The organism is Paeniglutamicibacter sp. Y32M11 (genome assembly GCF_019285735.1).
GTDB lineage: Bacteria > Actinomycetota > Actinomycetes > Actinomycetales > Micrococcaceae > Paeniglutamicibacter.
The window spans coordinates 3,407,378-3,433,002 of the sequence record NZ_CP079107.1; the positions used below are offsets into that span (position 1 = coordinate 3,407,378).

The 25,625-nt window shown below is 60.7% G+C and carries 24 protein-coding genes; 12 read left to right on the plus strand and 12 right to left on the minus strand.

Translation table 11 applies throughout. The annotated features are described in order from the left end of the window. Position 1: 1 nt before the first annotated feature. Complete coding sequence (locus KUF55_RS15120; protein ID WP_370630922.1) at positions 2-1,360, minus strand: MFS transporter; 1,359 nt, start codon at positions 1,358-1,360, stop codon at positions 2-4. Between the two features lie 109 nt (positions 1,361-1,469). Between KUF55_RS15120 and KUF55_RS15125 the strand changes: the two genes are divergently transcribed. Beyond that, complete coding sequence (locus KUF55_RS15125; protein ID WP_218817133.1) at positions 1,470-2,483, plus strand: adenosine deaminase; 1,014 nt, start codon at positions 1,470-1,472, stop codon at positions 2,481-2,483. A gap of 75 nt (positions 2,484-2,558) precedes the next feature. On the opposite strand, the gene KUF55_RS15130 is transcribed toward KUF55_RS15125, so the two are convergent. The 3 genes from KUF55_RS15130 to KUF55_RS15140 form a co-directional block, all read right to left on the minus strand. Then, positions 2,559-3,374 carry a putative hydro-lyase gene (locus KUF55_RS15130; protein WP_218817134.1) on the minus strand — a complete coding sequence of 272 codons (816 nt, stop codon included), beginning with the start codon at positions 3,372-3,374 and terminating at the stop codon, positions 2,559-2,561. Between the two features lie 57 nt (positions 3,375-3,431). Beyond that, positions 3,432-4,649 carry an NRAMP family divalent metal transporter gene (locus KUF55_RS15135; RefSeq protein WP_255557087.1) on the minus strand — a complete coding sequence of 406 codons (1,218 nt, stop codon included), beginning with the start codon at positions 4,647-4,649 and terminating at the stop codon, positions 3,432-3,434. A 325-nt stretch (positions 4,650-4,974) separates the two neighbouring features. Beyond that, entirely contained in the window at positions 4,975-5,265 is a 291-nt protein-coding gene (locus KUF55_RS15140) for a DUF1540 domain-containing protein (protein WP_132359630.1), read from the minus strand. 243 nt (positions 5,266-5,508) lie between these two features. Between KUF55_RS15140 and KUF55_RS15145 the strand changes: the two genes are divergently transcribed. Next, entirely contained in the window at positions 5,509-6,966 is a 1,458-nt protein-coding gene (locus KUF55_RS15145; protein ID WP_218817135.1) for a GuaB1 family IMP dehydrogenase-related protein, read from the plus strand. Positions 6,967-6,979: 13 nt separating this feature from the next. Here KUF55_RS15145 and KUF55_RS15150 read toward each other — a convergent pair whose 3' ends face one another. The 3 genes from KUF55_RS15150 to KUF55_RS15160 form a co-directional block, all read right to left on the minus strand. Next, complete coding sequence (locus KUF55_RS15150; RefSeq protein WP_245325716.1) at positions 6,980-7,399, minus strand: Lrp/AsnC family transcriptional regulator; 420 nt, start codon at positions 7,397-7,399, stop codon at positions 6,980-6,982. A 174-nt stretch (positions 7,400-7,573) separates the two neighbouring features. Continuing rightward, positions 7,574-8,026, minus strand: a complete 453-nt coding sequence (locus KUF55_RS15155) for a DedA family protein (protein ID WP_132359634.1) — start codon at positions 8,024-8,026, stop codon at positions 7,574-7,576. 52 nt (positions 8,027-8,078) lie between these two features. Then, complete coding sequence (locus KUF55_RS15160; RefSeq protein ID WP_218817136.1) at positions 8,079-9,362, minus strand: MFS transporter; 1,284 nt, start codon at positions 9,360-9,362, stop codon at positions 8,079-8,081. Between the two features lie 205 nt (positions 9,363-9,567). Here KUF55_RS15160 and KUF55_RS15165 point away from each other — a divergent pair, with 205 nt between their 5' ends. Continuing rightward, the gene (locus KUF55_RS15165) at positions 9,568-10,401 is read left to right on the plus strand and encodes a hypothetical protein (RefSeq protein WP_218817137.1); all 834 of its coding nucleotides are present in this window, start codon (positions 9,568-9,570) and stop codon (positions 10,399-10,401) included. Positions 10,402-10,425: 24 nt separating this feature from the next. On the opposite strand, the gene KUF55_RS15170 is transcribed toward KUF55_RS15165, so the two are convergent. Continuing rightward, positions 10,426-11,637, minus strand: a complete 1,212-nt coding sequence (locus tag KUF55_RS15170; RefSeq protein WP_218817138.1) for an NAD(P)/FAD-dependent oxidoreductase — start codon at positions 11,635-11,637, stop codon at positions 10,426-10,428. Between the two features lie 171 nt (positions 11,638-11,808). On the opposite strand from KUF55_RS15170, the gene KUF55_RS15175 reads away from it, so the two are divergent. The 6 genes from KUF55_RS15175 to KUF55_RS15200 all read left to right on the plus strand — a co-directional run bounded on the left by KUF55_RS15175 (position 11,809) and on the right by KUF55_RS15200 (position 17,686). Further along, positions 11,809-12,141, plus strand: coding sequence for a hypothetical protein (locus KUF55_RS15175; protein WP_218817139.1), 333 nt, complete (start codon positions 11,809-11,811; stop codon positions 12,139-12,141). Between the two features lie 136 nt (positions 12,142-12,277). Beyond that, complete coding sequence (locus KUF55_RS15180; protein ID WP_218817140.1) at positions 12,278-13,330, plus strand: D-2-hydroxyacid dehydrogenase; 1,053 nt, start codon at positions 12,278-12,280, stop codon at positions 13,328-13,330. A gap of 111 nt (positions 13,331-13,441) precedes the next feature. Next, positions 13,442-14,179: a fumarylacetoacetate hydrolase family protein gene (locus KUF55_RS15185; RefSeq protein ID WP_218817141.1), complete on the plus strand. Its 738-nt coding sequence runs from the start codon at positions 13,442-13,444 to the stop codon at positions 14,177-14,179. A 152-nt stretch (positions 14,180-14,331) separates the two neighbouring features. Next, the gene (locus KUF55_RS15190) at positions 14,332-15,129 is read left to right on the plus strand and encodes an IclR family transcriptional regulator (protein WP_132359646.1); all 798 of its coding nucleotides are present in this window, start codon (positions 14,332-14,334) and stop codon (positions 15,127-15,129) included. Positions 15,130-15,282: 153 nt separating this feature from the next. Beyond that, a complete protein-coding gene (locus KUF55_RS15195) occupies positions 15,283-16,632 on the plus strand; it encodes an MFS transporter (protein ID WP_132359648.1) in 1,350 nt (449 codons plus the stop codon). Between the two features lie 193 nt (positions 16,633-16,825). Then, complete coding sequence (locus tag KUF55_RS15200; RefSeq protein WP_218817142.1) at positions 16,826-17,686, plus strand: NAD(P)-dependent oxidoreductase; 861 nt, start codon at positions 16,826-16,828, stop codon at positions 17,684-17,686. 100 nt (positions 17,687-17,786) lie between these two features. On the opposite strand, the gene bioB is transcribed toward KUF55_RS15200, so the two are convergent. Beyond that, complete coding sequence (bioB, locus tag KUF55_RS15205; protein ID WP_218817143.1) at positions 17,787-19,037, minus strand: biotin synthase BioB; 1,251 nt, start codon at positions 19,035-19,037, stop codon at positions 17,787-17,789. 269 nt (positions 19,038-19,306) lie between these two features. Continuing rightward, complete coding sequence (locus KUF55_RS15210) at positions 19,307-19,645, minus strand: non-heme iron oxygenase ferredoxin subunit (RefSeq protein ID WP_132359652.1); 339 nt, start codon at positions 19,643-19,645, stop codon at positions 19,307-19,309. Between the two features lie 528 nt (positions 19,646-20,173). On the opposite strand from KUF55_RS15210, the gene KUF55_RS15215 reads away from it, so the two are divergent. The 3 genes from KUF55_RS15215 to KUF55_RS15225 are packed head-to-tail and all read left to right on the plus strand — an operon-like array spanning position 20,174 to position 23,292. Next, positions 20,174-21,490, plus strand: a complete 1,317-nt coding sequence (locus KUF55_RS15215) for a glycine betaine/L-proline ABC transporter ATP-binding protein (protein ID WP_218817144.1) — start codon at positions 20,174-20,176, stop codon at positions 21,488-21,490. Then, positions 21,490-22,338, plus strand: coding sequence for a proline/glycine betaine ABC transporter permease (locus tag KUF55_RS15220; RefSeq protein WP_218817145.1), 849 nt, complete (start codon positions 21,490-21,492; stop codon positions 22,336-22,338). Before KUF55_RS15215 ends, KUF55_RS15220 begins: the two co-directional genes overlap by 1 nt. A gap of 54 nt (positions 22,339-22,392) precedes the next feature. Next, entirely contained in the window at positions 22,393-23,292 is a 900-nt protein-coding gene (locus KUF55_RS15225) for a glycine betaine ABC transporter substrate-binding protein (RefSeq protein ID WP_218817146.1), read from the plus strand. A 331-nt stretch (positions 23,293-23,623) separates the two neighbouring features. Here the strand turns inward: KUF55_RS15225 and KUF55_RS15230 are convergent, their stop codons facing one another. Beyond that, positions 23,624-23,965: a hypothetical protein gene (locus KUF55_RS15230; protein WP_218817147.1), complete on the minus strand. Its 342-nt coding sequence runs from the start codon at positions 23,963-23,965 to the stop codon at positions 23,624-23,626. Positions 23,966-24,080: 115 nt separating this feature from the next. Then, the gene (locus KUF55_RS15235; RefSeq protein WP_218817148.1) at positions 24,081-25,457 is read right to left on the minus strand and encodes an FAD-dependent oxidoreductase; all 1,377 of its coding nucleotides are present in this window, start codon (positions 25,455-25,457) and stop codon (positions 24,081-24,083) included. Positions 25,458-25,625: the final 168 nt, after the last annotated feature.

Here is a 25,625-nt window from a genome sequence, read left to right on the forward strand (position 1 = left end):
GCTACTGCTCGATTCCGTTGGGGTTGCTACTGGATCGCTCACGGCCGATCTCTTCGATCCGGTGTGGCAGGAACTTGCGCGAGTTGATGGTGATAGCGAGCATGGATCCGAGGCACAGGGTCATCATGCCCGCGATGATCCAGGACGTGGTGATCCATTGGGCCAAGAAGGCAACAATCGTCGGGGTTAAGAAACCGACGTAGGCCAGCGTGTAGAAGTAGCCGGTGAGTTTGCCGAGCTCGTGAGGCTCTGCCATCCGCTGAATTTCCAACAGTCCTCCCACCATCAGCAGACCATTGGCACACCCAAAGATCGCCGAGGCCACCAGGCCCAGTGCCGGGTTGTGCAGCAGAATCGCCCCCAGCAAGGTAGCCAACCCGAGGAAGGCCGCAGCGGTTCCGGTCAGCAACGACCGCGCACTGAGCACCGTGTCCAGCCGCCGAGCCATCGGCTGAATCAGTACCCCGAGGCCCAGCGTGATTGCCACCGCGAGCGTCGCATATCCCAGGCGCCCTGCTCCTAGGTCCGGGATGACCGCCGGAACCACGGCAAACCCGGTGGTCCCCGCGGCAAAGACCCAGGGGGCGGCCGGTGCGACGACAGCCCCGAACCGTCGAGCAGAATGTGGATGATGCTGCAACGGCACGTGCTGGGCATCGCCGAGTTCGCTGGCGCTCCGGGTCTCGGGGAGTCTGGCCACAATAAAGAGCAAGGGAACACAGAGCACCATGTGGAGGACGAAGGGCAGAATCGCCGGTGCCGGAGCATAGTTGGCCAATAGTCCGCCTACGACCGGTCCCAGCCAGAAACCGGCGCTGGTCAGGAGCGAGGCACGCCGCGCACCCGATCCGGCAACCGAGGTGGTGTCCCATGGGGCTTGGGACAGTTCCTTTACCCAACTGGTGGCCGCGGCCATCGCCAGCCCGGTCGCAATGCCCGCCATGAATCGTCCGGCGAACAGCGGAAACGTTCCGAAAACCGAGCCCATCATGGCCACGTTGGCAGCCATGGAGAGGCCAATGGCGAAGAGGGTGATGTGTTTGCGCCCGGTTCGATCCGAATATCGCCCGCCGAGTAGTAGCGCCGGCACCAGACCGACCACATAGATACCCAGCATGGAGGTCACCATGACCTCGGAGAAACCGTGTTCCTGCCGATAGAACACCAGCAGCGAAACAAACTGATTGGCGCCCCAACCCACCAGCATCAGACTCAGCGCGGCGGGAATCCATGCTCTTTTACGGGCGGGGTGCACTGTCACTATTCTGCCTTCATATCTTTGTGGGTCCGCGGAGTCCGAGGCCCTACTCATCCTCGATTCAAGCGCTTCTTGTTTCAGTCTTTCATGGGCAAAGTGCACGGCCGATGTCCATGACGTCCCGCACAAATAGCTGCATTCCGGGAGCGTGGCACCAAGCTATCGGGAGGAAGGGATTATCGTTATTCAAACACCTCAAGGAGTCAGTTATATGAAGTTGCCAGTTGCCGAATTGCACATCCACCTTGAAGGGACGCTGGAGCCCGATGTCATCAACCGTCTCGCGAAGCAAAATGCCGTCACGCTTCCGTGGACATCGCTGGAACATCTCCAGGAACAGTACAACTTCAGCAACCTGCAGACGTTCCTCGATCTGTATTACACCAACCTTGCCGTGCTGCGGACTCGTGGCGATTTTCATGATATGACCATCGCCTACCTACGTCGAGCACACGAATCCGGCGTGCGACATGTTGAATTATTCTTCGATCCTCAGGCTCATCTGGAACGCGGAATCGAGCTGGGTGAGGTCATCGACGGCATCCGCTCCGGGCTCGACGAAGGTGAAGCGCTCTTCGGAATCACCCACCAGCTCATCGCCTGTTTCTGGCGGCATGCACCGGCCGAATCGGCCATGGAGATCCTGCGCCTGATGGTGGAGCAGCAGCACAAGATCGATGGAATCGGGCTAGATTCCTCCGAACTTGGTTACCCACCGGTCCTCTTCCAGGAGGTCTTCGCCTTTGCCCGTGAGCACAACCTGCACGTGGTGGCGCATGCTGGCGAGGAAGGTCCTCCCGAATACATCGTCCAGGCACTGGATCTGCTTAAAGTCGAGCGCATTGACCACGGCATTCGTTGCCTCGAGGATGAGGCCCTGGTTCAGCGATTGGTGGCCGAGCAGATGCCACTGACCGTGTGCCCGCTCTCAAATGTCCGGCTGCGCGCCGTTGACACCATGGCCGACCACCCGCTGAAAAGGATGCTGGACCGTGGCCTGGTGGTCTCGATTCATTCCGATGACCCGGCGTACTTTGGCGGTTATCTTGATGCCAACTTTGAGGCCGTGGATCAGGCACTCGGCCTGAGCACTGCCGAACGGGCCACCCTGGCACGAAACTCGATCACGTCGTCGTTCCTGGATGCGGAGGCCAAGGCACGCCTCGTGGATCAGGTGGAACAGTGGCTGTTGGAGGCAAACGACAGCGCGGCAACCGAACTTTAAAGGCACCAAGGAAGCAGCCGTTTTGGGGGTAACGGGTGCTTCCTTGGCAGTTTGTGGGTACTTACCCGCGGCTCCCTAGGGAACCAGGTAGTTACTGTCCTTGGCATCGGTGATGAGCATGTGCCCCGGAGCATGGCCAATGGCCAACACCGGTTTGGATTCCATGACCGCTGCCTGCGGGGTGACTCCACAGGCCCAGAAGACCGGGATATACCCGGACGGGATCTGGACCGGGTCTCCGAAGTCGGGCTTCGAGAGATCTGTGATGCCCAGTTCCTCGGGGTTGCCGATGTGCACCGGTGCCCCGTGGACGGCTGGGTAGCGCGAGGTGATGCGCACGGCGTCGGCCACCTGAGAGGCCGGGATGGGACGCATCGAAACGACCATGGGCCCGCTCATCGATCCGGCCGAAACCGAGCGGATGTTTGACTTGTACATGGGCACATTCACGCCCTGATCGATGTGGGCGACCGAAATTCCGCCCTCCATGAGTGCCGTTTCAAAGGTAAACGAGCAGCCGACGATGAACGTCACGAGGTCATCGCGCCAATACGCGGACAGGTCCGTGGGTTCGGCGATTTTCACGCCGTTCTCATAAACAATGTACGCCGGCACATCGGTGCGGATATCCCCGCCTTGCAGCAACTCACCGCTGACCTCGCCTGCGTCCAGCACTCCCAGAATCGGGCAGGACTTGGGGTTGCGCTGGGCGAAGAGCAATACATCAAAAGCCTGAGCCTTGGGCACGATGATCAGGTTCGCCTGAGCGTAACCGCGGGAGAATCCCGCCGTCGGGACCACCAGCCCGTCGCGGAAGAGCTGACGGGCTGACGCCGGTGAAAGCGCAGCACGGTCGTGCGGAAGCTGGTGGGTCTCGGGGCTCGTGGTCATAACGGTGCTTGTCCTTCGGCTAATGGGCGGTGTCGTGGTGCGATGGGGATCCGTGGATTAGACCCAGAGCTTGGACAGTCCGGCGAGTGAGTTCCAGCCCAGGAAGAGCGTCAGCAACCAGGTGAGCACTCCGACGATCAGGAGCCACTTGGGGTAGACATATCCCTGAAGCAGGTCACGACGGCGCCATGCTGCCCAGAGCAGGATCGCGAAGCCGAAGGGCAGGATCAATCCGTTGAAGGCGCCGGCGAAGATCAGCAGCGTCTGCGGGGCTTGACCCAAGAAGAGGTAGATGACCGCACAGACCGCGATGAAGGCCACGGTGATCAGGTTGCGGATGCGCTCGGGAGTGGTGGACTTGGTGATGAAGGAAACCGAGGTGTAGGCGGCGCCGATCACGGACGTCAGGGCCGCGGCCCAGAGGATCACGCCGAAGGAGCGAATGCCGATCTCGCCGGCTGCGTGGCCGAAGGCCTCGGCGGCCTTGTTGTCACTGGTGAGCACAACTCCGCCGGCAACCACGCCGAGGATGGCCAGGAAGAGCAGCACGCGCATCACGCCGGTGACGATGATGCTCAAGATCGAGGTCTTGGTGATGTCCTTGACGTTTTCAACGCCGGCAGCGCCGGAATCGAGCATGCGGTGGGCTCCGGCGTAGGTGATGTAGCCGCCCACGGTGCCGCCGATCAGGGTGGTGATGATCAGGAAGTCGATGTTCTCCGGCATGACCGAGTTCTTCAGGGCCTCGCCCACCGGCGGTGCGGCAACGATGGCCACGTAAAGCATCAGCAGAATCATGATGGCACCGAGCATGACCACGATCTTGTCCAGCGCCATGCCTGCGCGCTTGGACAGGAAGACGAGGATGGCGACCGCGGCGGAGATGATGCCGCCAACTTTGGGGTCGATGCCCATCATGGCGTTGGCTCCTAGGCCGGTGCCGGCGATGTTGCCGATGTTGAACACCATTCCACCGATGAAGACCAGGGCCGATAGGCCCCATCCGATACCGGGAAGAATTTTGTTGCCTAGCTCCTGGGCGCGCAGGCCCGAGACTCCGATGACTCTCCATACATTCAACTGGACGGCGATGTCCACCAGGATGGAAACGACGATCGCGAAGGCGAACGAGGCACCGATCCTGACCGTGAATTCGGTGGTCTGGGTGATGAAGCCCGGACCGATGGCACTGGTGGCCATGAGGAACATGGCACCGAGCATCGCGGTGCGTCTGGCTGAAGTGCTGAGCTTCGGTTTTACGCTTGGAATAGCCATGGGAATCCATCCATCAAGGGGTGCGGGTGACTGCTGTCACAGGGAGGAGCGATGTACGGTACATTACAGGTTGTTGAACAATCTTGACAAGATGTTGTTCAACAATTTTTCATCAGAACATCTAACAAACACCCTCGTTGACCTTATGAAATCCAGGTCGCCACAGGTCAGGAGCGCAATCGCGGTTTGAGCATTCGGGCGACCACAACAAAAGTTCCTCCGCGAACTAGATGCCGGCCGCCACGGTTCTGACATCCCCAACACGCAAAAAGGAGGCAACCGCTCCTAGGCGAGTGCCCCCTTCTCGCAGGGAATCAAGCGTTGTCTACTGGTGTTCGTAGGTCAGGCAATCTGCGTTGTCCGCCCCCGGTCCCACACGCACCGACTCGGCTCCGCACATCAGATGGTCGTTGTGCGAGCACTCCACGCGCTGACAGGCACCTACCGAGGCAAGGATCTTGGGCAACCCTCCATGCACACCGGTGTCAATGAATGTGGCACATTGGGCGTGCTCGGTCGCGCCGCCAATGGTGATGCCCGCGGCACCACAGTGGGTGTGGTCATTAAATGAACAATTGGAAACGGCGCATTCGGTAACTGGCACGGTGACGGTCATGATGCTACTCCTCGAACCGGCGGTTACGCGGATTTCGAACCGCTTTGCACCCCACCGTAACCCCAAACCCACATAACAAATTAGTGCCGATTATTGCACCTAATCCACTGCACTCCGCCATACCGCACAACACCTTGTGAAATTCGGTAGCGCTTGCCACGCCCGTCCACTCATTCTCCCCATCCGCCACGGAACGTGATGCGCCTCACCGGTGCGCGTCACACTCGGCTGTAGCCTGAGCAGGTGAAGTTCCTTAATGGCCTAGAGCCTGCACATGACCTGACCTACAACGACATCTTTATGGTTCCCTCGCGTTCCGCTGTCGTTTCCCGCTCCGGGGTGGATCTAGTAACCCCTGACTCCGTGGGCACGACCATCCCGCTGGTGGTCTCCAATATGACGGCGGTGGCCGGAAAGCGCATGGCCGAAACCGTGGCACGGCGTGGAGGGATCACGATCCTTCCACAAGATATTTCCCTATCGGCCATCCAAGACATGGTCGCTCGGGTTAAGGGCGCGCATACGGTGTTTGAAACGCCCATCATCGTGGACGTTACTGACTCCGTCTCCACGGCCCTGGCACTCTTGGGCAAACGCTCGCACGGTGCCGCCGTTGTCCTGGACGGACACCGGCCGGTGGGCATCATTGCCGAAAAGGACTGCCTCGAGGTGGATCGTTTCACCCCGATCCACCAGGTGATGACCTCCGAAATCATCACCGTAGACAAGTCGGCCGATCTGGATTCGGTGTTCGAAACTCTCTCAACACGCCACCTGCCCATGGTCCCGGTACTGGACGGCGAACATCTGGCCGGAGTACTGACGCGCAAGGGTGTTCTGCGCTCGGGTCTTTACTCCCCCGCCGTTGATCCGCAAGGCCGGCTGATGATTGGGGCTGCCGTAGGCATCAACGGAGACGTGAAGACCAAGACCCGGGAACTCCTTGACGCCGGCGTGGATGTCATCGTGCTCGATACCGCCCACGGTCACCAAGAAAAAATGATCGAGGCCCTCCCGCTAGCAGCCGCAGCCCGCGATGAATTTGCCGCCGAGACCGGGCGCCGCATCCAGATTGCCGCCGGAAATGTCGTCTCGGCCGCGGGCACCCGGGATTTGATTGCCGCCGGTGCAGACATCATCAAGGTCGGTGTGGGCCCCGGCGCCATGTGCACCACCCGGATGATGACGGGAGTGGGACGCCCACAGTTCTCGGCAGTGCTCGAATGCTCCCAAGCCGCCCGCGAATTGGGTGCCGAGGTATGGGCCGACGGAGGGGTGAAATACCCTCGTGACGTGGCTCTGGCCTTGGCCGCCGGGGCCGCCTCGGTCATGATCGGCTCATGGTTTGCCGGTACCTACGAATCCGCTGGCGACCTTGCCTCGGACGGCGAGGGACGACTCTTCAAGGAGAGCTTCGGCATGGCCTCGGCCCGTGCGGTCAACCAGCGCACCCGTCATCAGAGCGCCTTTGAACGTGCCCGGGCCGCACTCTTCGAGGAGGGCATCTCGCACTCGCGCATGTATCTGGACCCACAGCGTCCGGGTGTTGAGGACCTCGTGGATTCGATTATTTCGGGCGTGAGATCCGCCTTCAGTTATGCCGGGGCCGATTCCATTACCGAATTCCGTGAACGAGCAATCGTCGGTGTGCAGTCAGCCGCGGGCTATGAGGAAGGGCGGCCGCGCGAAACGTCCTGGTAGAAGGGGCGCCGCGTTACAGCCAGGGCACCGCGCCCTGGCTGTGCTCGAATACCAAGGACGTCTGGGTGGTGGCCACCGCGGGGTTCGCCGAGAGGTTATCAAGCACAAATTGGCGCACGTCCTTGGAGTCGCGCACGGCCACGTGAATCAGGAAGTCATCCGCTCCACCGAGGAAGAACAACTGGGTGACGCCCTGTTTGGCGCGCATCTCCTCGGCGAAACTCGACATGAGATGACGAGCCCCGGGCCGGATCTTCACGAAGATCAGCGCCTCCAGTGCATGACCTAAAACCTCGGGATCGATTTCCAGCGTGAAGCGGCGGATCACCCCGGCGGAGCGCAAGGCGTTCAGTCGGGCCAAACATGTTGAGGGGGCAATGCCCAACTCCTCGGCCAGGGAGTTATTGGTGCGGCGGGAATTTTCCGTGAGCATGCGCAGCAGGCCGCGGTCGATGTCATCAAGCTCCACCGAGCTTCCTTGCTGGTAATTCCGTGCAGCGATGGCCACGATCCTGCCCTACTTTCGCAATCATTCATGAGTTTTCCGAATGCTATCGAGGAATATTCGCCAATACCTACAACGCGCCGCAGAATGCGCGCAGTTGACTCATCGTTCTTTTCTGCGGTGTCGAATCCATGCAACCGTAACGATGCCCAGTACCAGCGCACCAGCCACGATCCATTGCCAGCCCAGCGCAAGCCAGGCGTACACCACGGCCATTCCGACGGTCGAATAAATAGTGGCCCAGATCAGGCATCCCACGCTGACCGCGGGCAGGTAGCGTGACAAGGGCATGCGCGAGACACCGGCGCTGGCGTTGACTGCCGTCTGGATACCCACCGTCATGAAGGAGAGGGGGATGGCATAAACGCCCCAGCGCTGCATGTAGCGTTCCGCGCGTTGGTAAATCGGTCCGGTCAGCACATGCTGGAACCTCGTATGCTTCACTCCTGCTGCGATGCCGCGGCCAGCCCAATAGGTGACATTGGCCCGGGCCATCGACAGCAAGAAAAGGAACAGGAACGCCCAGCCAAACGGTGCCTCGCGTAACCATGCCATGACATCAGCCTAGCGCCGGGTGCCGACCCGTCAGGATCCGCATTTCGCCCAATTACGGGACGGAGCGGATATTGCGTACCAACAGCGCACCGAGGATGCCGATGATGGCGGCCACGATAAATAGCGCCGTGTAGCCGCCCAGAATCGTCACCGAGATAAATGCGAGCGTGGGGGCAATGACCTGCGGTAGCGAATTGGCAACATTGATGACGCCCATGTCTTTCCCGCGGGAGCGGGCCGAGGGCAAAACCTGCGTTAGGAGCGCGAAGTCCACGGCCAGGTAAGCGCCAAACCCGAGGCCCAACACGGCCGCTCCGATCAGGGCTCCGGTGAAGTTTTGGGTGACGGCGATGATCAATGCCGAACAAGCGATCACGATCGAGGAGATGATCACAAAAATCTTCCGTTTCCCGGACCTATCACTGATGGGTCCCAGGATGACGGCACTAATGATGACCATGACGGCATAAACACCGGTCAGGATGAGTACTCCTCCGGCCGGATCCGGATAGCGCACCACGTCGGTGAGGAAAAAGAGCAGGTAGACAATGGTCATCTGATTGCCGGTGTTCATCATGAACCGCGTCAGCCAGGCCCACCCGAAGTCACGGTGCGTCAGCGGGTTGATCCAGAAGCCCTTGAGGAAATCAACGACGTTGAAGGCAGGACGAAACTGCCGCGGAAGCACCGGATCGTTGGGCCGCAGGACGTAGGGAATTACCGAAACGACCAGGGCCGCGGCACAAATCATGTATCCAACAGCGATGTTCCCGGAAATCACGAAACCGACAACGGCACCCAGCAGCACACCCACTGTTTGACCCATGGCGGCCAGACCGCCAATGCCACCACGCCGACGTTCTGGCACGCGGTCAGGGATGGTTGCCGTCACTGCCGAATAGGCGGCATTGGCGGCCGCCTGGAGGGCGCACCAGCCCAAGAGCATCAGAGCGACGGTGGTGGCTCCGGAGAGCAGCAGCAAGGATGCGGCACCGAGGATCGCGCCGGCAAGAATCCATGGGGAGCGACGGCCCATCTTCGAGACGGTGCGGTCCGACAAGGCCCCAAAGAGCGGATTGGCCACCAAGGCCACCGACGCGCCACAGGCCGTTACCAGAGAGAGGATCGCTTCCTTGGATCCGGCATCAATCGCGGTGGCCTGCAAGCCCAACAGGACGTTGATGGGCGCAAAGAAGATGACGTTGATACCGATGTTGATGGCCACAATCGAGGCGACCCATCCACGGGTCACATCCTTTGTGGGAACAGACAAGGCTTCGGGAAGCGAACCTTCACCACCGCTGAGCGCCGTGTGGTCGCTGGAGTTGCGCGGCACCTAGACCACGCCCGAAACCAAACCGGCCCCAACCGATAGGGCAAGGGCGCAGATGAGCACCCAGGCGATCATTTTTCCGTTTTTGCGAATCGATTTCATAGTGCATTTATCGTAGGCGAAATTTACCTGTGCTGCGCGGTGCATGTCTTGCGACAATTCCGCATTCGGTGCGGCTTTCCTCGTAAGCACGGATTAGGCTACTGACATGAGCAAAATGGAATCTAGTCCCTCGCTGTGGGCTCCACGGCACAGTGGCTGGCGGCTTGCTCACCATTTGCTCGCCTCCTTTGTTCTTTTAGCCTTCTTGGCCGGCAGCGGGACCTATGCCCTGCTGAGTCAGAAATCGGTGCTGGCCACCGGATTGTTGGCAAGCGCGCTGGCTGTTTTGTTGGGTGTGGTCGCTGCCTTCCGGCGTTCGCCCGCGGATCGGGCGGTGGTCAATATGGCCGTTCTCACCAGTAGCGGTCCGCGCGCTGCCACCTGGTTCCCCATGTTCCGCACCTCCGCCAAGGGCGCTGCGGCAATCATGGGATTGTCGGTGGTAATTCTGGTGGCGACGGTGTCGCTGAGTGCCCGACTACTGCTCATCCACAATTACGAACCCCGGGGCCTGGTCCTTGTTCTGACGGCGCTGCTGCTGGCGATCGGCGTGTTCGTATTGAACCGCGGGATCCGCATGGCCCGGCTTGCCGTCACCGCCCAGGAACCGGGGGTCTACCTCACGCGCAGCCGCATTGTTATCCATAGTTCACGCGGCACCCGAGAAATCTATTGGAACGACGTCGCTGACATCGAGGCGGCAGATCCACCCCGCCGCAAGCCCCTGGGCAAACGTGGACCGGCATGGGTCTTGGTGCTGCCCCACGCCCAGAACGACGGAACCTCAAAACCCTTGGTCATCACCGTTCACGAGCTTGCCGCTAACCCGGATCAGTTGTACCGAGCCTTCAACCATTATGCGGCCCATGCCGATGACCGGGCCGAGCTGGGCACCGAGGAGGCCCTGGCTCGACTGCAGGGACTCCTGCCCGAGGTATAGCCTTCCCCGGCGCCCGGTGGGAGCCTAGCGCGCCAGTTTTTTCAGCGGGATGCCGGGATCGGCCAATAACTCGGGGTCAACCACGATCCCCTTGTCGATGATGCGCCGTGCCGCCCTGATCGTCAGTCCCCCGTCGATGGCCGCTGCGCCTCGCATTGCTCCGGAGTCATCCACGCGGAAGGCCGCCATCGGCTGACCCTCAATGGACCGCAGGATCGTTTTCCCGGGAGCATTCATATCTCCGGTCCCCTCCACATGCGTCCCGTGGCGGTCCGACCAGAACCACGAGGCACCATGCACCGGCAGTTCCTGGCCCAGCAGTGCCGCGGAAGCCGTTGCGCCGGTGTTCATGGCGTGCTCCCAGTGTTCGGCTCGGCGCAGTAGCGTTCCATCGGAAGTTTTCACCCGGGCGACATCACCCACGGCGTAAATGTAGGGGTGTGAGGTTTTTTGGCTTTCGTTGACCAACACGCCGTTTTCGTTGGCGAGTCCCGCGGCTCGGGCCAGCTCCGCATTGGGGATGATGCCGATTCCCACCAATACCTCGTCGCATTCCACGCTGCTGCCATCCTCCAGCTCGACCACATGGCCATCGACTGTCTGGTGAATACGTTTTGGGGCGCCGTTGATTAGCGTGATTCCGGCTTGGGTGTGCATCGTGTGCAGGCGCTTGGCCAGCTCCTCACCAACCGCCGGGACCAACGGCGGGTCCACCGGATCAATCAGGGTGACCTGCGCACCAAGGTGCAGCGCGGAGGACGCAACCTCCGCGCCGATGAGTCCGGCGCCGATGATGGCCAGTCGTACTCCGGGGCGCAGCTTGGCACGTAACGCATCAGCATCATCCCGGTTGCGCAGCACCAGAACCGTGTCTAGGTCCCCGCCGGCCACGGGCAGCGGGCGCGCGGTGCCGCCGGTGGCCAACACCAGGCGGTCGGCCAGCAGCTGCGAACCATCGGAGAGCTCCACACCCAGTGGCTCGAGCGTCAGCTCACGCACCGTGGAGCTCACCAATGTGACCTCGTGTTCGGCGAACCACGCCGCCGGAGCCAATTCGATGCCCGCCGCATCCTTGTCCCCCAGCAGATAGCCTTTGCTCAGCGGAGGCCTGTCGTAGGGAATCCCCTCCGGGTCAACGATGCTCAGTCGACCCGTGTAACCGCGGGTACGTAGGTTCCGAGCCACGGTGAATCCGGCCAGGCCGCCTCCGATGATCAGGATGGAATTAATACTCATGGGAACTGCCAATCCTTTGGGGAGGGTTTGTTGCTCTCCATCATCGCGTGTTGCAGCCGATGTCCCCAAGTCGCGGGCCACCCCATGATCACGCCAGAAAGTTTGCACTAATGCACTTTTGTACCAGCCTCGCGGCAGAATCTGCCCATCCCCCGAGGTAACAGGCCGCGGTTGTGTGCCGAAGGATGGGAGGCACTCGGCGCCAAGCTGGTGGCCATCGTTCCGGAAACCCAGCGAGCCTGGGCCACGGAACACATGGACAAGGACGTTTTGGTACTTGGCGATCACACCGGCGCGTTCAAGAAATGGTTTAACGAGCGCCCCACACCGATGATCTTCCTGCGTCCGGACCGCTTCGTCGCCGGTGCTTGCCTGCACCAGCACGGACCGGCAACGTTGGCGGCCATCCTCGATTCCATGGGCAGCGCAACGGACCATTCTCGGGCCGCGTTGCAGGCACCAGCGGCTCCTACGGCACCTTCGGCACCGGCGGTCTCCGCGTAAGTTTCTCACCGGGCATAGTCCCCACGGGTTCCGCCCCGCAGTCCTCTCAAGGAGTGCGGGACGGAACCTTAGTTTTTTCACAACAACGCCGTAAAATTGTTCAACATACTAACCACAATCCAGTACAGTGAACGCCATGACTTCTCAAACCATTGTGGCGATTGCTGTCCCGCTCGAGGCCGAGCTCGTTGAGCGGATCCGAGCGGTGGACCCTGCGGTCACGGTTCTCTACGAACCCGAGCTCCTGCCACCGGAGCGTTTCCCGGCCGATCATGCGGGCGATCCAGCCTTCAAACGAACCGCTGATCAGGAAGAACGCTACTGGGCGATGCTCAAGGCGGCCGATGTGCTTTATGGGTTCCCGAACGAAAGTCCCGACGGCTTGGCTCGCATCGCGCGAGAAAATCCTCGCTTGCGTTGGGTGCATGCCATGGCGGCCGGGGCCGGCGGAGCGGTCAGGGCTTCCGGACTAGACCAGCAGACCCTGCAAAAGTTCAAGATCACGACATCTGCCGGCGTCCACGCCCTTCCACTGGCCGAGTTTGCTGCGCTAGGTGTGCTTAACGGTCTCAAACGCACTCCCGAACTGGCCCGGGACCAGGCCGCCAAGGTATGGCCGCAGCTGCGTACACCCACCCGACTGGCCAACGGCTCCACTCTCGTGGTGACCGGGCTCGGAGAGATCGGCCTTGAAACGGCCCGCATCGCCCGCGCCTTGGGCATGAAGGTCAGTGGCACCAAACGCACCGTCGAACCCATCGAGGGCATCGAAAAGGTCACCGACAACGCAGGGCTGACAACCCTGTTAGCTACGGCGGACGCCGTGGTGAACACGTTGCCCGGCACTCCATTCACGGAAAAGCTCTTTAATAGGGAGGTTTTCGCCGCGATGAAGCCCGGCACCGTTTTTGTTAACGTTGGCCGCGGAACGGTGGTGGACGAGCAGGCCCTGCTGGAGGCACTGGAGAATGGACAGGTCTCCTACGCCTGCCTCGACGTTTTCGCCGTGGAACCGCTTCCACAGGACAGCCCGTTGTGGAACCACCCCCGGGTTATGGTGTCCCCACACACCTCGGCGCTCAGTGAGGCCGAAAACCGCCTGATCGCCGAGCGATTCTGCGCCAACCTACGAACGGTTCTCGACGGAGGCAACCCTCCGCATCTGGTAGACACCGTTCACTTCTACTAAGACCAGACGTTATAGTTGCACGCCGGTTCCCAAAGGGAATCGACGTCCTGCTTCTGCCCTGCGCAAGCCTTCATGACACCACCACAAGCCTCAGACAATCAGGAGAATCCGATGCGAATCGCCAGAATTAACACTGCCTCCGGCCCACAATTTGCCGTTGCACGCGACGGCGATTGGCACCATATCGCCAACCCCTTTGCACAGCCGCTCACATACACCGGGGAGAGCACGGCGCAGGAGGGAGCCACCCTTCTCGCTCCCATCCGCCCCGCGGTGGTAGTGGGCATCGGGCACAACCTGACAAACAACGATCATCCGCTGCCCATCCAGGCCTGGCACAAATCCGTTCACACCGTGGCCGGTCCCGAGGATCAGATCGTTGCCGCGCGCGCTCGCGGAGCCGTCTACATCGAAGGTGAGCTCGCCGTCATCATCGGGAAAAGCGCAGCCGGGCTCACCGCCGAAAACGCGCTCGAGCACGTCCTGGGCTACACCTGCGTCAACGACGTCACCAACGTGGACCAAAACCGGGTCGACGAACGCAATTTCCAGGGCAAGTCGGGCGTCAACTACACACCACTGGGTCCGTGGATCGAGACTGACATTGCCGACCCGGAACACACCAGCATCGACGTACACGTCAACGACGAGCTTCGCGCCAGTTCCGGGACCTTTAATCTGCCCTCCTCGGTCGTTGATTGCCTGATCTATGTCACCTCCTGGCTCCAGCTAGAACCGGGAGATGTAATCATGACCGGCTCACCGAACACAGCTGCCGAGGTGCTGCCCGGTGATCGGGTCAGCATCACGCTCGGCGGCATTGGAACCCTGAGCAACACGGTGTCGTAGTGACATCGCACCGCGTCCACTCCTCTTTGACGATGCGCCGGACGCGGTGCTCCCGCCGCAAGATTAAACACCCCGCACGACCCTCTAGGATTGCTGTTGTTCACTCCAGTGAACAACAGCGCATTTTAGCGACCGCGACCCGAAGGAGAATCATGGCCGATTCCCGAAACCCTGGACCATCCGACAGCTCAGGAGCCGCGTCTCCGGCACCGGCGGTCACCAGGGCGGCAGCGGTTCTGAACGCGCTGGCCGACTCCGCGACGGGCAAGCTGACGCTCAGTGATCTGGCGCGCGAGGTGGGCATTCCAAAATCGTCTGCCTCAAATGTCTTGCTGGCGCTCGAAGACGCTCGGCTGATTCACCGACAAGGTGCCGAGTTTACGCTCGGACGCAAACTGGTGGAGCTTGGCGCCGCCTATCTGGGCCGGCTGGATGAGGTCCAAGAGTTCTACCGCTTCTGCGAACAAGCCCCGGTACTTTCGGGCGAGACCGTACGCATTGCGATGCTCGACGGTACCAATGTCATTTACCTCGCGCGCTACGAGGGACATCCCGCCGTCCGCCTGACCTCCAACATCGGGGACAAGATGCCCGTCTCGCTGTGCGCGGTGGGCAAGGCACTGACGGCTCGATTGCACGAGCATGACGTGGACGAACTCTTCCCCGACGCCGAGAAATTGCCGGTCCTCACGCCGAAGTCACTACGCACCGGTGCCGAGTTCAAGGAACAATTGCGGGTCATCCGCGAACAGGGCTACGCCTTCGAAGACGAGGAATCAACCCTCGGGGTGGTCTGCCTTGCCGTGGCCGTTCCGACCCGCGGAGCTCACGGACCCAGTCTCGGCCTTTCGGTGACGGCGCTAAAGGCCACATACACCGCCGAGCAGGGCGCTCAGATGGTTAAGGAGCTTCAGCAACTGGCCCGTTCACTTGGCAACCCCATGGGCTAAGCGGCTCATAAAGGCTTCTTCCGTCACAGAAAAATCACCCCTTGCCCATCGTTCAATATGCTGTATTGTGTTCAGCATAGTGATCGGCGCAACAGGTGCCGCGGCTATCCCACCAGACCAAAGACGGTCTGGAGTGCGCTTAAGGGAGTTCCTGTGACAACTCGTACGAAACCATCGCAGACCGATGCTGATAGCACCGTCGTCGATCCTGACCAGCTTCGCCGGGCAACTCTTGCCAGCTCCGTCGGCTCGGCCCTCGAGTACTACGATTTCTACATTTACGGCCTAGCATCGGCCCTGATCTTCGGGCCGCTGTTCTTTGCTCCCTTGGGTGAAAGCGGAGCGGTCATCGCCTCCTTCGCCACCTACGGCGTCGGATTCGCCGCTCGTCCTTTCGGCGGCATCGTGTTCGGCTACATCGGAGATCGCTTCGGTCGAAAAATGGTGTTGATCCTGACCATCGGTCTGATGGGTGTGGCCAGCTTCGCCATCGGACTACTTCCCACCTTCGAACAAGCGGGAATGCTGGGAGCCGGCCTGCTGGTCACCCTGCGCATCCTGCAGGGACTGGGTGCCGGTGCCGAACAAGCGGGTGCGACAACACTCATCTCCGAGGTCGCACCGCGCCGCCGCCGCGGCTTCTTTGCCTCGTTGCCGTTTGTGGGAATCCAGGCCGGCACGCTGCTCGGTGCCGGCACCTTCGCCCTGATCGCCCTGGCGGACCGCGAGGTCCTGCTCGGATGGCTGTGGCGAGTTCCGTTCCTGGCCAGCATTGTTCTGATTTTCGTCGCGATCTTTATCCGACTGCGCCTCAAAGAGACCCCCGTCTATCAGGAACTTGAAAAGCACAAGGCCGTAGTGAAGAACCCGGTGTCTCAAATCTGGCGTCATTCCAAGAAGAACGTCCTCATCGGCATCGGCCTACGCATGGGCGAAAACGGTAACTCCTCGATCTACTCGGCACTCATGGTTTCCTTCCTGACTCTGCCGGCCGGCGTCTTCCCGGGTGACAAATTCATCGGCCCCACGGGACTGCTGATCGCCGCCGGTTTTGCCGCCATCATGGTGGTCACCTTTGGCGCTCTCTCCGACAGGTTCGGTCGGGTCCCGGTCTACCGTTATGGTGCGCTCTTCCAGGCCGTAATCGCGCTTCCGGCGTTCTATCTAGTCACGCTCGGCAACGTCACCCTGGTCTGGGTGGTCATGGTGGTTGGCATTGGCCTGGGCGTCCAGTCCATGCTCGGCCCGCAGTGCGCATTGCTGCCCGAACTCTTCGGTTCCCAACACCGCTTTACCGGTGTTGCGCTGAGTCGTGAACTTTCTGCGGTTCTCGCTGGCGGCTTCGCCCCGATGATCGGCGTGGCATTACTGGCAGCGACCAACCACTCCTGGTTGGTTCCGGCGTTGTACTCCTTGGTGCTGGCCTCAATTTCCTTCATCACCACCTTTTACACTCCGGAAACCGTGGGTCGCGATTTGCTCCTCGTCGAGGACGCAGCCTAAGACCGCGTGCGGCACGTGTGGGGTGGGCCCGGCTGGGTCCACCCCACACGTACGACAAAAACGTCTCACCAACTACGGGCCCCGCCCGGGAACGGCAAGGTCCGAATTGACGCACGAAAACACCCCTCAAGCTCAGGGAGCTGCGCAGCACACGAGATCTGCCCGGTCTATTGGTTTTGTTGGGCTAGGGCTCATGGGCGGACCCATGGCCGCAAATCTGCTCGGCTCCGGATACGTGGTCAAGGCGTGGAACCGATCCGCGGCCGCCGTGGATAACTTCGTGGCGCTTGGTGGTTCCCGGGTCGAATCCGTGGCCGATCTTCGTGACGAAACGGTGATCATCTTTATGCTCCCGGATCTTTCCTTTATCGAAGATGCCTCCGAGGGCTTGCTGAGCGCTTGGCGGCAGGTGCCACCGGCACCGGGAACTCTTCTGGTGGTGATGAGCAGCGTTTCTCCGGTGGCCGTGAAAGCCTTCGGACGTTTCGTCACTCAGGCCAGCGATGGAAACGCCACCGTCGTTGACGCACCGGTCAGTGGGGGCAGCGAAGGAGCACAACGAGCCAACCTCGCCATCATGGTGGGCAGTTCTCAAGAGGACTTCGCACGGCTCCTGCCGGTCTTTGAGGCCATGGGCACGACCATTCGACGGCTTGGCGAGCTCGGTGCCGGGTCTCTGGCCAAGGCCTGTAATCAGCTGGTTGTGGGAACCACCACCGCGGCGCTGGCCGAAGCAGCCGAACTAGGAGAACGCTCGGGCCTAGACGTTAATGCCCTCTTCGAGGTTCTCTCTGGCGGGCTCGCTTCAAGTCGTGTATTGGAGTTTGTGGGACCGCGTTTGGCGGCCAAGGATTATGTACCCACCGGACCGGCCAAATTCATGCACAAAGACCTGTCATTTGTTCTTGAGAGCGCCGACGCCAGCGGTGCCGCCGTTCCGATAGCCTCAGCCGGCGTCGAACTTTATGCGGAGCTCATCAGGCAGGGCCTAGGCGATCTCGACCTAGCAGTGGTGCGGCAGGCGATAGCTAACCTTGGCACCACGGTTGCCTAGCCGATTTCTCTGGCTCCGGGCACCAGCACTCCGTCGGAGAAACCACGGGGTGCAGCCGCCTCCAGACTCAGCGCCCCGAGCAGACCCTTGGTTGCCAAACTCATGCGTTGGGAGTTTCCGGCGTGCCAGCTCCGCGGCGGCGCAGCACAGGCTCACCGTGACCAGCTACCGGGCCACAGCCCTTCGCGCTGCTGCCACATGCACTACCGCAGCCACTGCCGCACCCTGACTCCTTGGGATGTGCCGGGGATTCATCGGATCGGTGCCGCAAGCGTGCCGCCAGAATCACGGGGTCGATATCCTCCTGACCCAGCACCACGTAGCCAGCATCCGAAATCATTTCCAAGTCCCGCCGCGCGTCTTGGCCCTCACTGGTGAGGTAATCGCCAAGGAACAGGGAATTGGCCACAGCCAGTGCCGTGGACTGCAGAGTTCTCAGGTGTAGTTCACGTCCGGCGGCCATGCGCAGCTCGGTGTCCGGGCATGCCATGCGAACTAAGGCAAGGATGCGCAGGCACGCCATCGGGGTCAGGTTCCAGGTTCCGGCCAGCGGGGTCCCGTCGAAGGGCATTAGGAAGTTCACCGGGATCGAGTCGGCGCCCAGGTCTCGGAGTGCAAATACCGCCTCCACGAGCTGTTCTGGGCTTTCGCCCATCCCCACAATGAGCCCGGAGCACGGGGAAAGCCCGGCATCCTTGGCCTGCCCCACGGTGTCCACACGCTCGGCGAAGGTGTGGGTCGAGCAGATCTCCGGGTAGAGCGACTCGGCGGTGTTCAGGTTGTGGTTGTAGGCATCGACTCCGGCGGCCTTGAGCCGGTCGGCCTGTCCGTCCTTGAGTATCCCTAAGCAGGCGCAAACTTCAATCTGTGGGTGCTCGTCCTTGAGCTGCTCGACCATTGTGGCCACCCGGTCCACGTCCCGGTTTGTGGGGCCCTTGCCTGAGGCGACCATGCAGACGCGCGATGCTCCCCCGGCGACTCCCAGCCCCGCTTGACGCACGGCTTCCTCTGATTTCAGCCAGGTATATTTCAGGATCTCGGCCTTGGATCCCAGTCGCTGGGAGCAGTACGTGCAGTCCTCGGGGCAGAGACCCGATTTCAGGTTAACCAGGTAGTTGACCTTGACGGTGTTGCCGAAGTGCTTGCGGCGCAACGTTCCGGCCGCAGCGATCAGCGCAAGGGTGGCTTCGTCCGGAGTGCCGAGGACCACGAGTGCCTCTGCAGCCGTGAGACGGTGCCCAGCGGAGACCCGTGCTGCGAGTTCGGTGGCATCGAGCACCGCTTGCTCCCTGATTCGATCGGTTTCCTGATCGCGGTCAATGGTGTTCGTGTTTGCCTTGCTCGTGGTCATGGAGATCGATGGCCTTCCGGTGGGGCGCGGTGCCCGGCGCCCCCAAGGAGGAACTGAACACTGTTCAATAGTTTCTGGAATCACCGTACACCCATTTATTGAACACCGTTCAATGAATTCTCTGTCGTGACTCCACACCCACCGGCATACATACCGACTAGTTCCGAGGTCGAGCCAAATCCACCGGGACAAAAAGATGCCGCCGTCCCACACCCCTCTACTTGAGGTGTGGGACGGCGGCATCTTTGCACCGCGAAGCGGAGACGCTTCTAGATGGCCGGAGTCTCGGGGTACAGCAGCAGTTCCCCGTCCTTGACCTCAATCTTGTGGGTGCGCGCAGCCAATGTGGCAGGCAGGCAGAGTACCTCGCCGGACTTCAGGCAGAACTTGGCGGCGTGAACCGGGCATTCGACCTCCGTGCCTTCGATCCAACCGTCCGCCAGCGAAGCCGTCTCGTGAGTGCACTCGTCATTGATGGCGTAGAAGTTGCCGTCCTCGGCGTGAAATACCGCAATGTCGTCCTTCGTCCCGTTCTCCTCGGACGGAATGACGATGGCTTCGCCTTCGTCGATGCTGTCGACGGAACCGATGTTGATTGCCTCGCTCATGAGGGTGCCTCCTGGGGGTTTCACCGCCACAACGCCATGGGCATTGGAGCTGAAAGATGAGAATCGTATGTTTCTATCATCGCGTGCTTTCGACTCCGGACCCAACCGACCGGCCTTCAGAGACCAGCCCGGTTCTTGGCCCATCCGCTAATACAACGCAGCAGAGCCCATAAAGATGATCAATTAGCGAACGAATACTATTTACAAATCTGAGTATTCGGCTGTCGCTGATGAGCCGCAGATCACTAACAAATCGACCACATATTGATTTTCTACCTGTCGTGAATATCGCGAAGCTTCAACCGCCATTCTGATGCGAATTTGCGGGACTCAATGAGCCAAGAGAGTACCCAAAAAGGGCGGACGGACATCCAAAAATTGGCGTGTTCCCGCGCGGAGATGTTAGCGTGGAGGGCTTAGCTCTCATCTGTTTGCACGAGGCCTGCCAGCCAAATGCAACGGCAAAGTGAAAAGAATGAAAAAATCGTATTGTCGGATATCCCGCGCAATACGTGGATGGAATGACGCATGAATTCAACAATAGGACCGCCTTCATCGGCCCTACGTGTGACCAATGCCTTTAAGATTTTTGGGCGCAAACCGCAGGAAGCGTTGAAGGCATTAAAGGACGGTAAATCACGCAAAGATGTCGCCGCGTTGGGCACTGCGGCTGTCATTGATGCTTCCTTTGAGGTCAAGCCGGGCGAGATCTTTGTTGTCATGGGATTGTCGGGTTCGGGCAAATCAACCTTGATCCGTATGCTCAACGGTTTACTGCCCATGACCAGCGGCTCGGTCCACGTCGGCGACACCGACATCAGCAAGATCTCCGGCAAGCGCCTGCGTCAGGTGCGACAAAAGAGCGTTTCGATGGTCTTCCAGCATTTCGCCCTCCTACCGCACCGCACGGTGCTGGAGAATGCTGCCTACGCACTCGAGATCCAGGGCGTCGACAAAAAGAAGCGCACCGCGCAGGCCACCAAAATGCTTGAAACCGTCGGACTGACCGGTTGGGGCGACAAATACCCCGGACAGCTCTCCGGCGGCATGCAGCAGCGCGTCGGGTTGGCCCGGGCATTGTGCTCGGAAACCGACATCCTACTGATGGACGAAGCCTTCTCCGCGCTTGACCCATTGATCCGCCGCGACATGCAGGAGCAGCTCGCCTCCCTGCAAGCGGATCTGGGCAAAACAATCATTTTCATCACGCACGATTTGAACGAGGCAATGTTCCTCGGCGACCGCATCGCGGTGATGCGCGACGGTGAAATCGTCCAAATCGGGACGCCCGATGAAATCCTCACCAACCCCGCCAATGAGTACGTGGCATCCTTCGTTCGCGATGTGGACCGCACTCGCGTACTGACGGCCGGAAGCGTCATGGAGAACCCGCGTGCCGTAGTCAGCATCAATGGCGGCGCACGCGCGGCCCTGCTGACCATGCGCGAACAGCAGACCTCAGGATCCTTCGTCATCGACCGCCACCGCAACTTCCGCGGAATCGTCACCGATCGCGAGGTCATGGCGCTCATCGACCGGGGCGACTCAGACCTGACGGAAATTCTGACACGCGCCGACGACGCCGTTTCCTCCGAAACTGCACTTAACGACCTCTTCGGTCGATCCGTGGAAAGCAACACTCCCCTGCCCGTCGTTGATGAGAAGGGCCGACTGGTCGGCGCGGTTGCACGCGCAACCCTGCTGGCAGCCCTGGGCAATGTCCCCTCAACGACCGACGCCATCCAAATCGTAGAACCCGGACAGAGTGCGGGAAACAACGATGGCAGCCAACAACCGGCAATTTTCGCCCACGACCCCTCGGGTGAAAAGGGAGGCCTTCTCTAATGGCTAACGACTTGTTTAGGATTCCCGTCGGCAAGTGGGCCGAAAGCGGCCTGGACTGGATCATCGAAAACCTCGGTGCCTTCTTCGACGGCGTTAAGGCCTTCTTTGCACAGTTCTACGCAGGACTCGATTGGGTCCTGACGACCCCACCATTCTGGGCCGTCATCGTCGTCCTGGCCGCTCTGGCCTTCTGGCTCAAGGGCTGGAAGCTAGCGCTGGGCAGCGCCGTCGGGTTCCTGGTGATTTACGGCATGAACCAGTGGGAAAATGCCATGCATACCTTGGCCTTGGTGCTCGTAGCATCCATGGTCGCCGTTATCATCTCCGTGCCGTTGGGTATTGCCGCAGCTAAATCCAGTGCGGTCTCCCGAGTCGTCAAACCCGTCATGGACTTCCTGCAGACCATGCCGGCGTTCGTCTACCTGATTCCGGCATTGCTGCTGCTGGGCGTTGGCCCGGTCCCCGGCATTGTGGCAACGATCATCTTTGCTTTGGCCCCGGGCGCGCGCTTCACCGAGCTGGGCATCCGCTCCGTGGATAGCGAAGTGGTAGAGGCAGGGCAAGCATTCGGTGCCTCGCCCATGCGCATCCTGCGTCAGATTCAGATCCCGCTGGCCATGCCCACCATCATGGCCGGCATCAACCAGATCATCATGCTTTCACTCTCCATGGTTGTTATCGCCGGCATGGTCGGCGGCGGTGGTCTTGGCGGTGCCGTCTATGCGGCTCTGACTGGCCTGAACACCCCGCTGGGCGTGGAATCAGGTCTCTCCGTCGTCATCCTGGCGATCTTCCTTGATCGCGTCACCGCTTCGCTGAGCAAGGTCAAGCAGCACTCCGCAGCGTAACCATTCCCCCATTAGCGGCCCTGCAACTTGGGGCCGTCGAGAAAGGCACGAACCATGAGGAAAAAACTCGCATCTCTGATCGCCGTGGCCGCAGCCTCGACGCTGGCACTGACCGCGTGTGGTTCCGGCGGCGGCGCTGCCGCCGGTCCGGACAACGGTGATAAGCAGGATGTCACCATCGGCGTCTTCGCCGGCTGGGACGAGGGTCTTGCCGTGTCCCACCTGTGGGAGCGAATTCTGGAAAAGAAGGGCTACGACGTGACGCTCACCAGCGCCGACGTCGCACCGGTCTTCTCCGGGCTCTCCACCGGAGATTTCGACATGGCCATGGACGTTTGGCTTCCGGATACCCACGCCAAGCCGATGAAAACCTACGGCGACAAGATCGTCAAGCTAGGCACCTGGAACGAGAATGCCAAGTTGACCGTCGCTGTTAATAAGGACGCCGACATCGATTCTCTGGACGAGCTTGCCGACAAGGCAGACATGTTCGGCAACCGCATTGTGGGCATCGACCCGGGTGCCGGCCTGACCACGGCCATGAATGAACGTGCCATCCCACAATACGGACTGGAGAAAATGGACTTCGTGACCTCGTCCACCCCGGCCATGCTGACCGAGTTGAAGAAGGCCGACACCGCCGGGGACAATATTCTGGTGACCCTGTGGCGTCCGCACTGGGCCTACGACGCGTTTAACATCAAGGACCTCAAGGACCCCAAGGGCGCATTGGGCGCTGCCGAGAGCCTGAATACCTTCGGTAGCCTGACTTTCAAGGAAGACTTCCCCGCCCTCACCGGTTGGATGAACGATTTCGAGATGGACGAGGAGCACCTCTTCTCCTTGGAGAACGCCATGTTCGGCGCCGAGGAAACTCAGGACTACGAGCCGATCGTTGACCAGTGGATCTCCGAGAACCAAGAATGGGTCGATTCGCTCACCGCAGCGAAGTAATCGAACACCATTCATCAAACGGCCCGAGGATTTTGCAGGGTCACCGGCACATCATGCGGTGACCCTCGAAATACTCGGGCCGTTTTTGTGCCCAGGGATCCCATCCACGGGTTGCCCACACCTTACGTCCTCGCCCATCACCCCAGAGTTGCCGGTGACATCAACTAGCTGGCCACGCCTGCGCGGCGAACGCTTGTGAGTGCTGTCCGGCGTCCGAGCCATGCTGAAGGGCCAACAGCATGGCGCGTCGATACGACCGTGATGGTGAGCGAACTGGGGTGGCGTCCCACCAGACGGCCCCTTTCGAGGATCCTTGCCCTGGAACCAAGACCTAGTTCCAGTGGGCCATGACGCCAAGTACCTTGCTCAGGACAAATGCGGCGAGCAGGGACGCGGCCGTCCAATACAAAAAGCGCACATGCGAGCGCGGCTTTTCCAGCTGCCACGAACCGGTTTTGTCTTCGCGGTAGTAGACCAGCGCCGCACCCTCCGGAACGTGTGGGTGCTCGAGCACCAGAAGTTCGCTACGAACCGTGCCGTCCGCAGTATGGAAGACCAGACATTCCTGCCCCTCGAGCACGGCAATCTGATAATCGGTGCTCTTCCATTCCGCATCGCGGCGGCGTTCGGCCACGGCAAAGGCATAGAATCCGGCCGCGGCGATGAGCGCCACCCACCCTATGAGGTTGAGTGCGGGCCCTAGGCTAATCAGCAGGTCTTGCACGTTTTCATCTTATGGTCTGAATCCGCCCGGCACAGCATCAACGTCGTCGGGCGACCCAGCGGTATCAGCGGGCGAATGACCCGAGGACCTCGTTCAGGGCCTCCGTCGAGGAAGGATGCGTGAAGATTGAGTCGCGCAGTGTGGTCGAGGTGACTCCCTGCCGCATGGCCAGTGCCACCAGGTTGATGACCTCCTGGGAATCCACATGCACCAGGGCAGCACCAAGGATCAGGTCGGTCTGGGCATCGACGACAAATTTGATGATGCCCCGGGCATCTCCCACGATCTTGGGCCGAGGCATCGCGGCAATCTCCGAAACCTTCTTGACGGCGACCTTGATCGACAAACCTTGGGCGCGGGCATCCTGCTCGCTCAGTCCCACCCGGGCCAGTGGTGGCGTGGTGAAGGTGGTGTGGGGAACCGCGACACGGTCGGCCGTTGAGCGCTTGCCGGTGCCCAGGATCGCGTCGGCGACAATCCGGTTATCGTCTAGGGAAATATAGGTAAATTGCGGTCCGCCGTTCACGTCTCCCAGGGCGTAGACCCCCTCGGCCGTGGTGGAGAGGTGATCGTCGACCGTGATGGCTCCGGATGCTGTGGTTTCGATGCCCACGGCCGCTAGGTTCAGTTCAAGGGTGGCGGGCGTGCGCCCGAGGGCGATCAGCACCGCGTCGGCCTCGATGTCCTGGGGCCGTCCATCCTGCTCGTAGCGCACGCGAGCGGTGTGCGCATTCTGACTGATGCGCTGCACGCTAGCCCGAACCACTACCCGCACACCCGCGTCGCTTAGCGCAGCAAGGACCTCGGCTGCAACGTCTTCGTCCTCGTTCTTCAGCGCTCGTGGCCCGCGGTCAAGCACCGTGACTTTGGATCCGAAGTGCCCGAACATGGACGCGAATTCCAAACCGACCGGTCCGCCGCCGATCACGACCAGAGACTTGGGTAACGGTGCGTGTTGCAGCGTGGTGGAGTCGTGAATTCGACCGCCGACGCTCGCGCCCTCAAGGTCTGAGCTGGCGGGAATCGCACCGGTATTGATGATGATCCGCTTGGCCGCCAGTTCGAGTGTTTCGTCCCCGGCTTGGACGCGGATGCGGCGTGGGCCGATGAAGCTAGCCCGACCGGTGATGGTCATGACCGAATCCAAGGTATCGAGCATGGAAAAATTCTTGGCTCGCATCATGGCGGTGAGTTTGTCCCGGCGCTCAACGGCGGTATCGAAGTACTCGGGGTCAAAACCGTGGCCAGCGTGATTCTCCGCGTCGTGGATCAAGATCTTGGTTGGAACACAGCCGATGTTGATGCAGGTGCCGCCATACATTTCCTGCGATGCTTCAACGATGGCAACTCGTTGTCCCGCACGGGCCAGAGTTCCGGCAAGCGTTTTGCCACCCTTCCCCCAGCCGATGACGATAAGATCCAGATCATTTTCGTCTTCCATCTTGGGGACATCCTTTATCTGTGGAAATAAGTTGTTGACCACCAACGAGTCTGTCCTGCCACGCGGTGCGCGGTCAAGAAAAGCTGGCACCGATCAAGAGGTGCACAAAGATCGTTCACCGTCGCGCAGGCATCCGAGGACTACAAATCCGCCATGCGGCAGATGGTT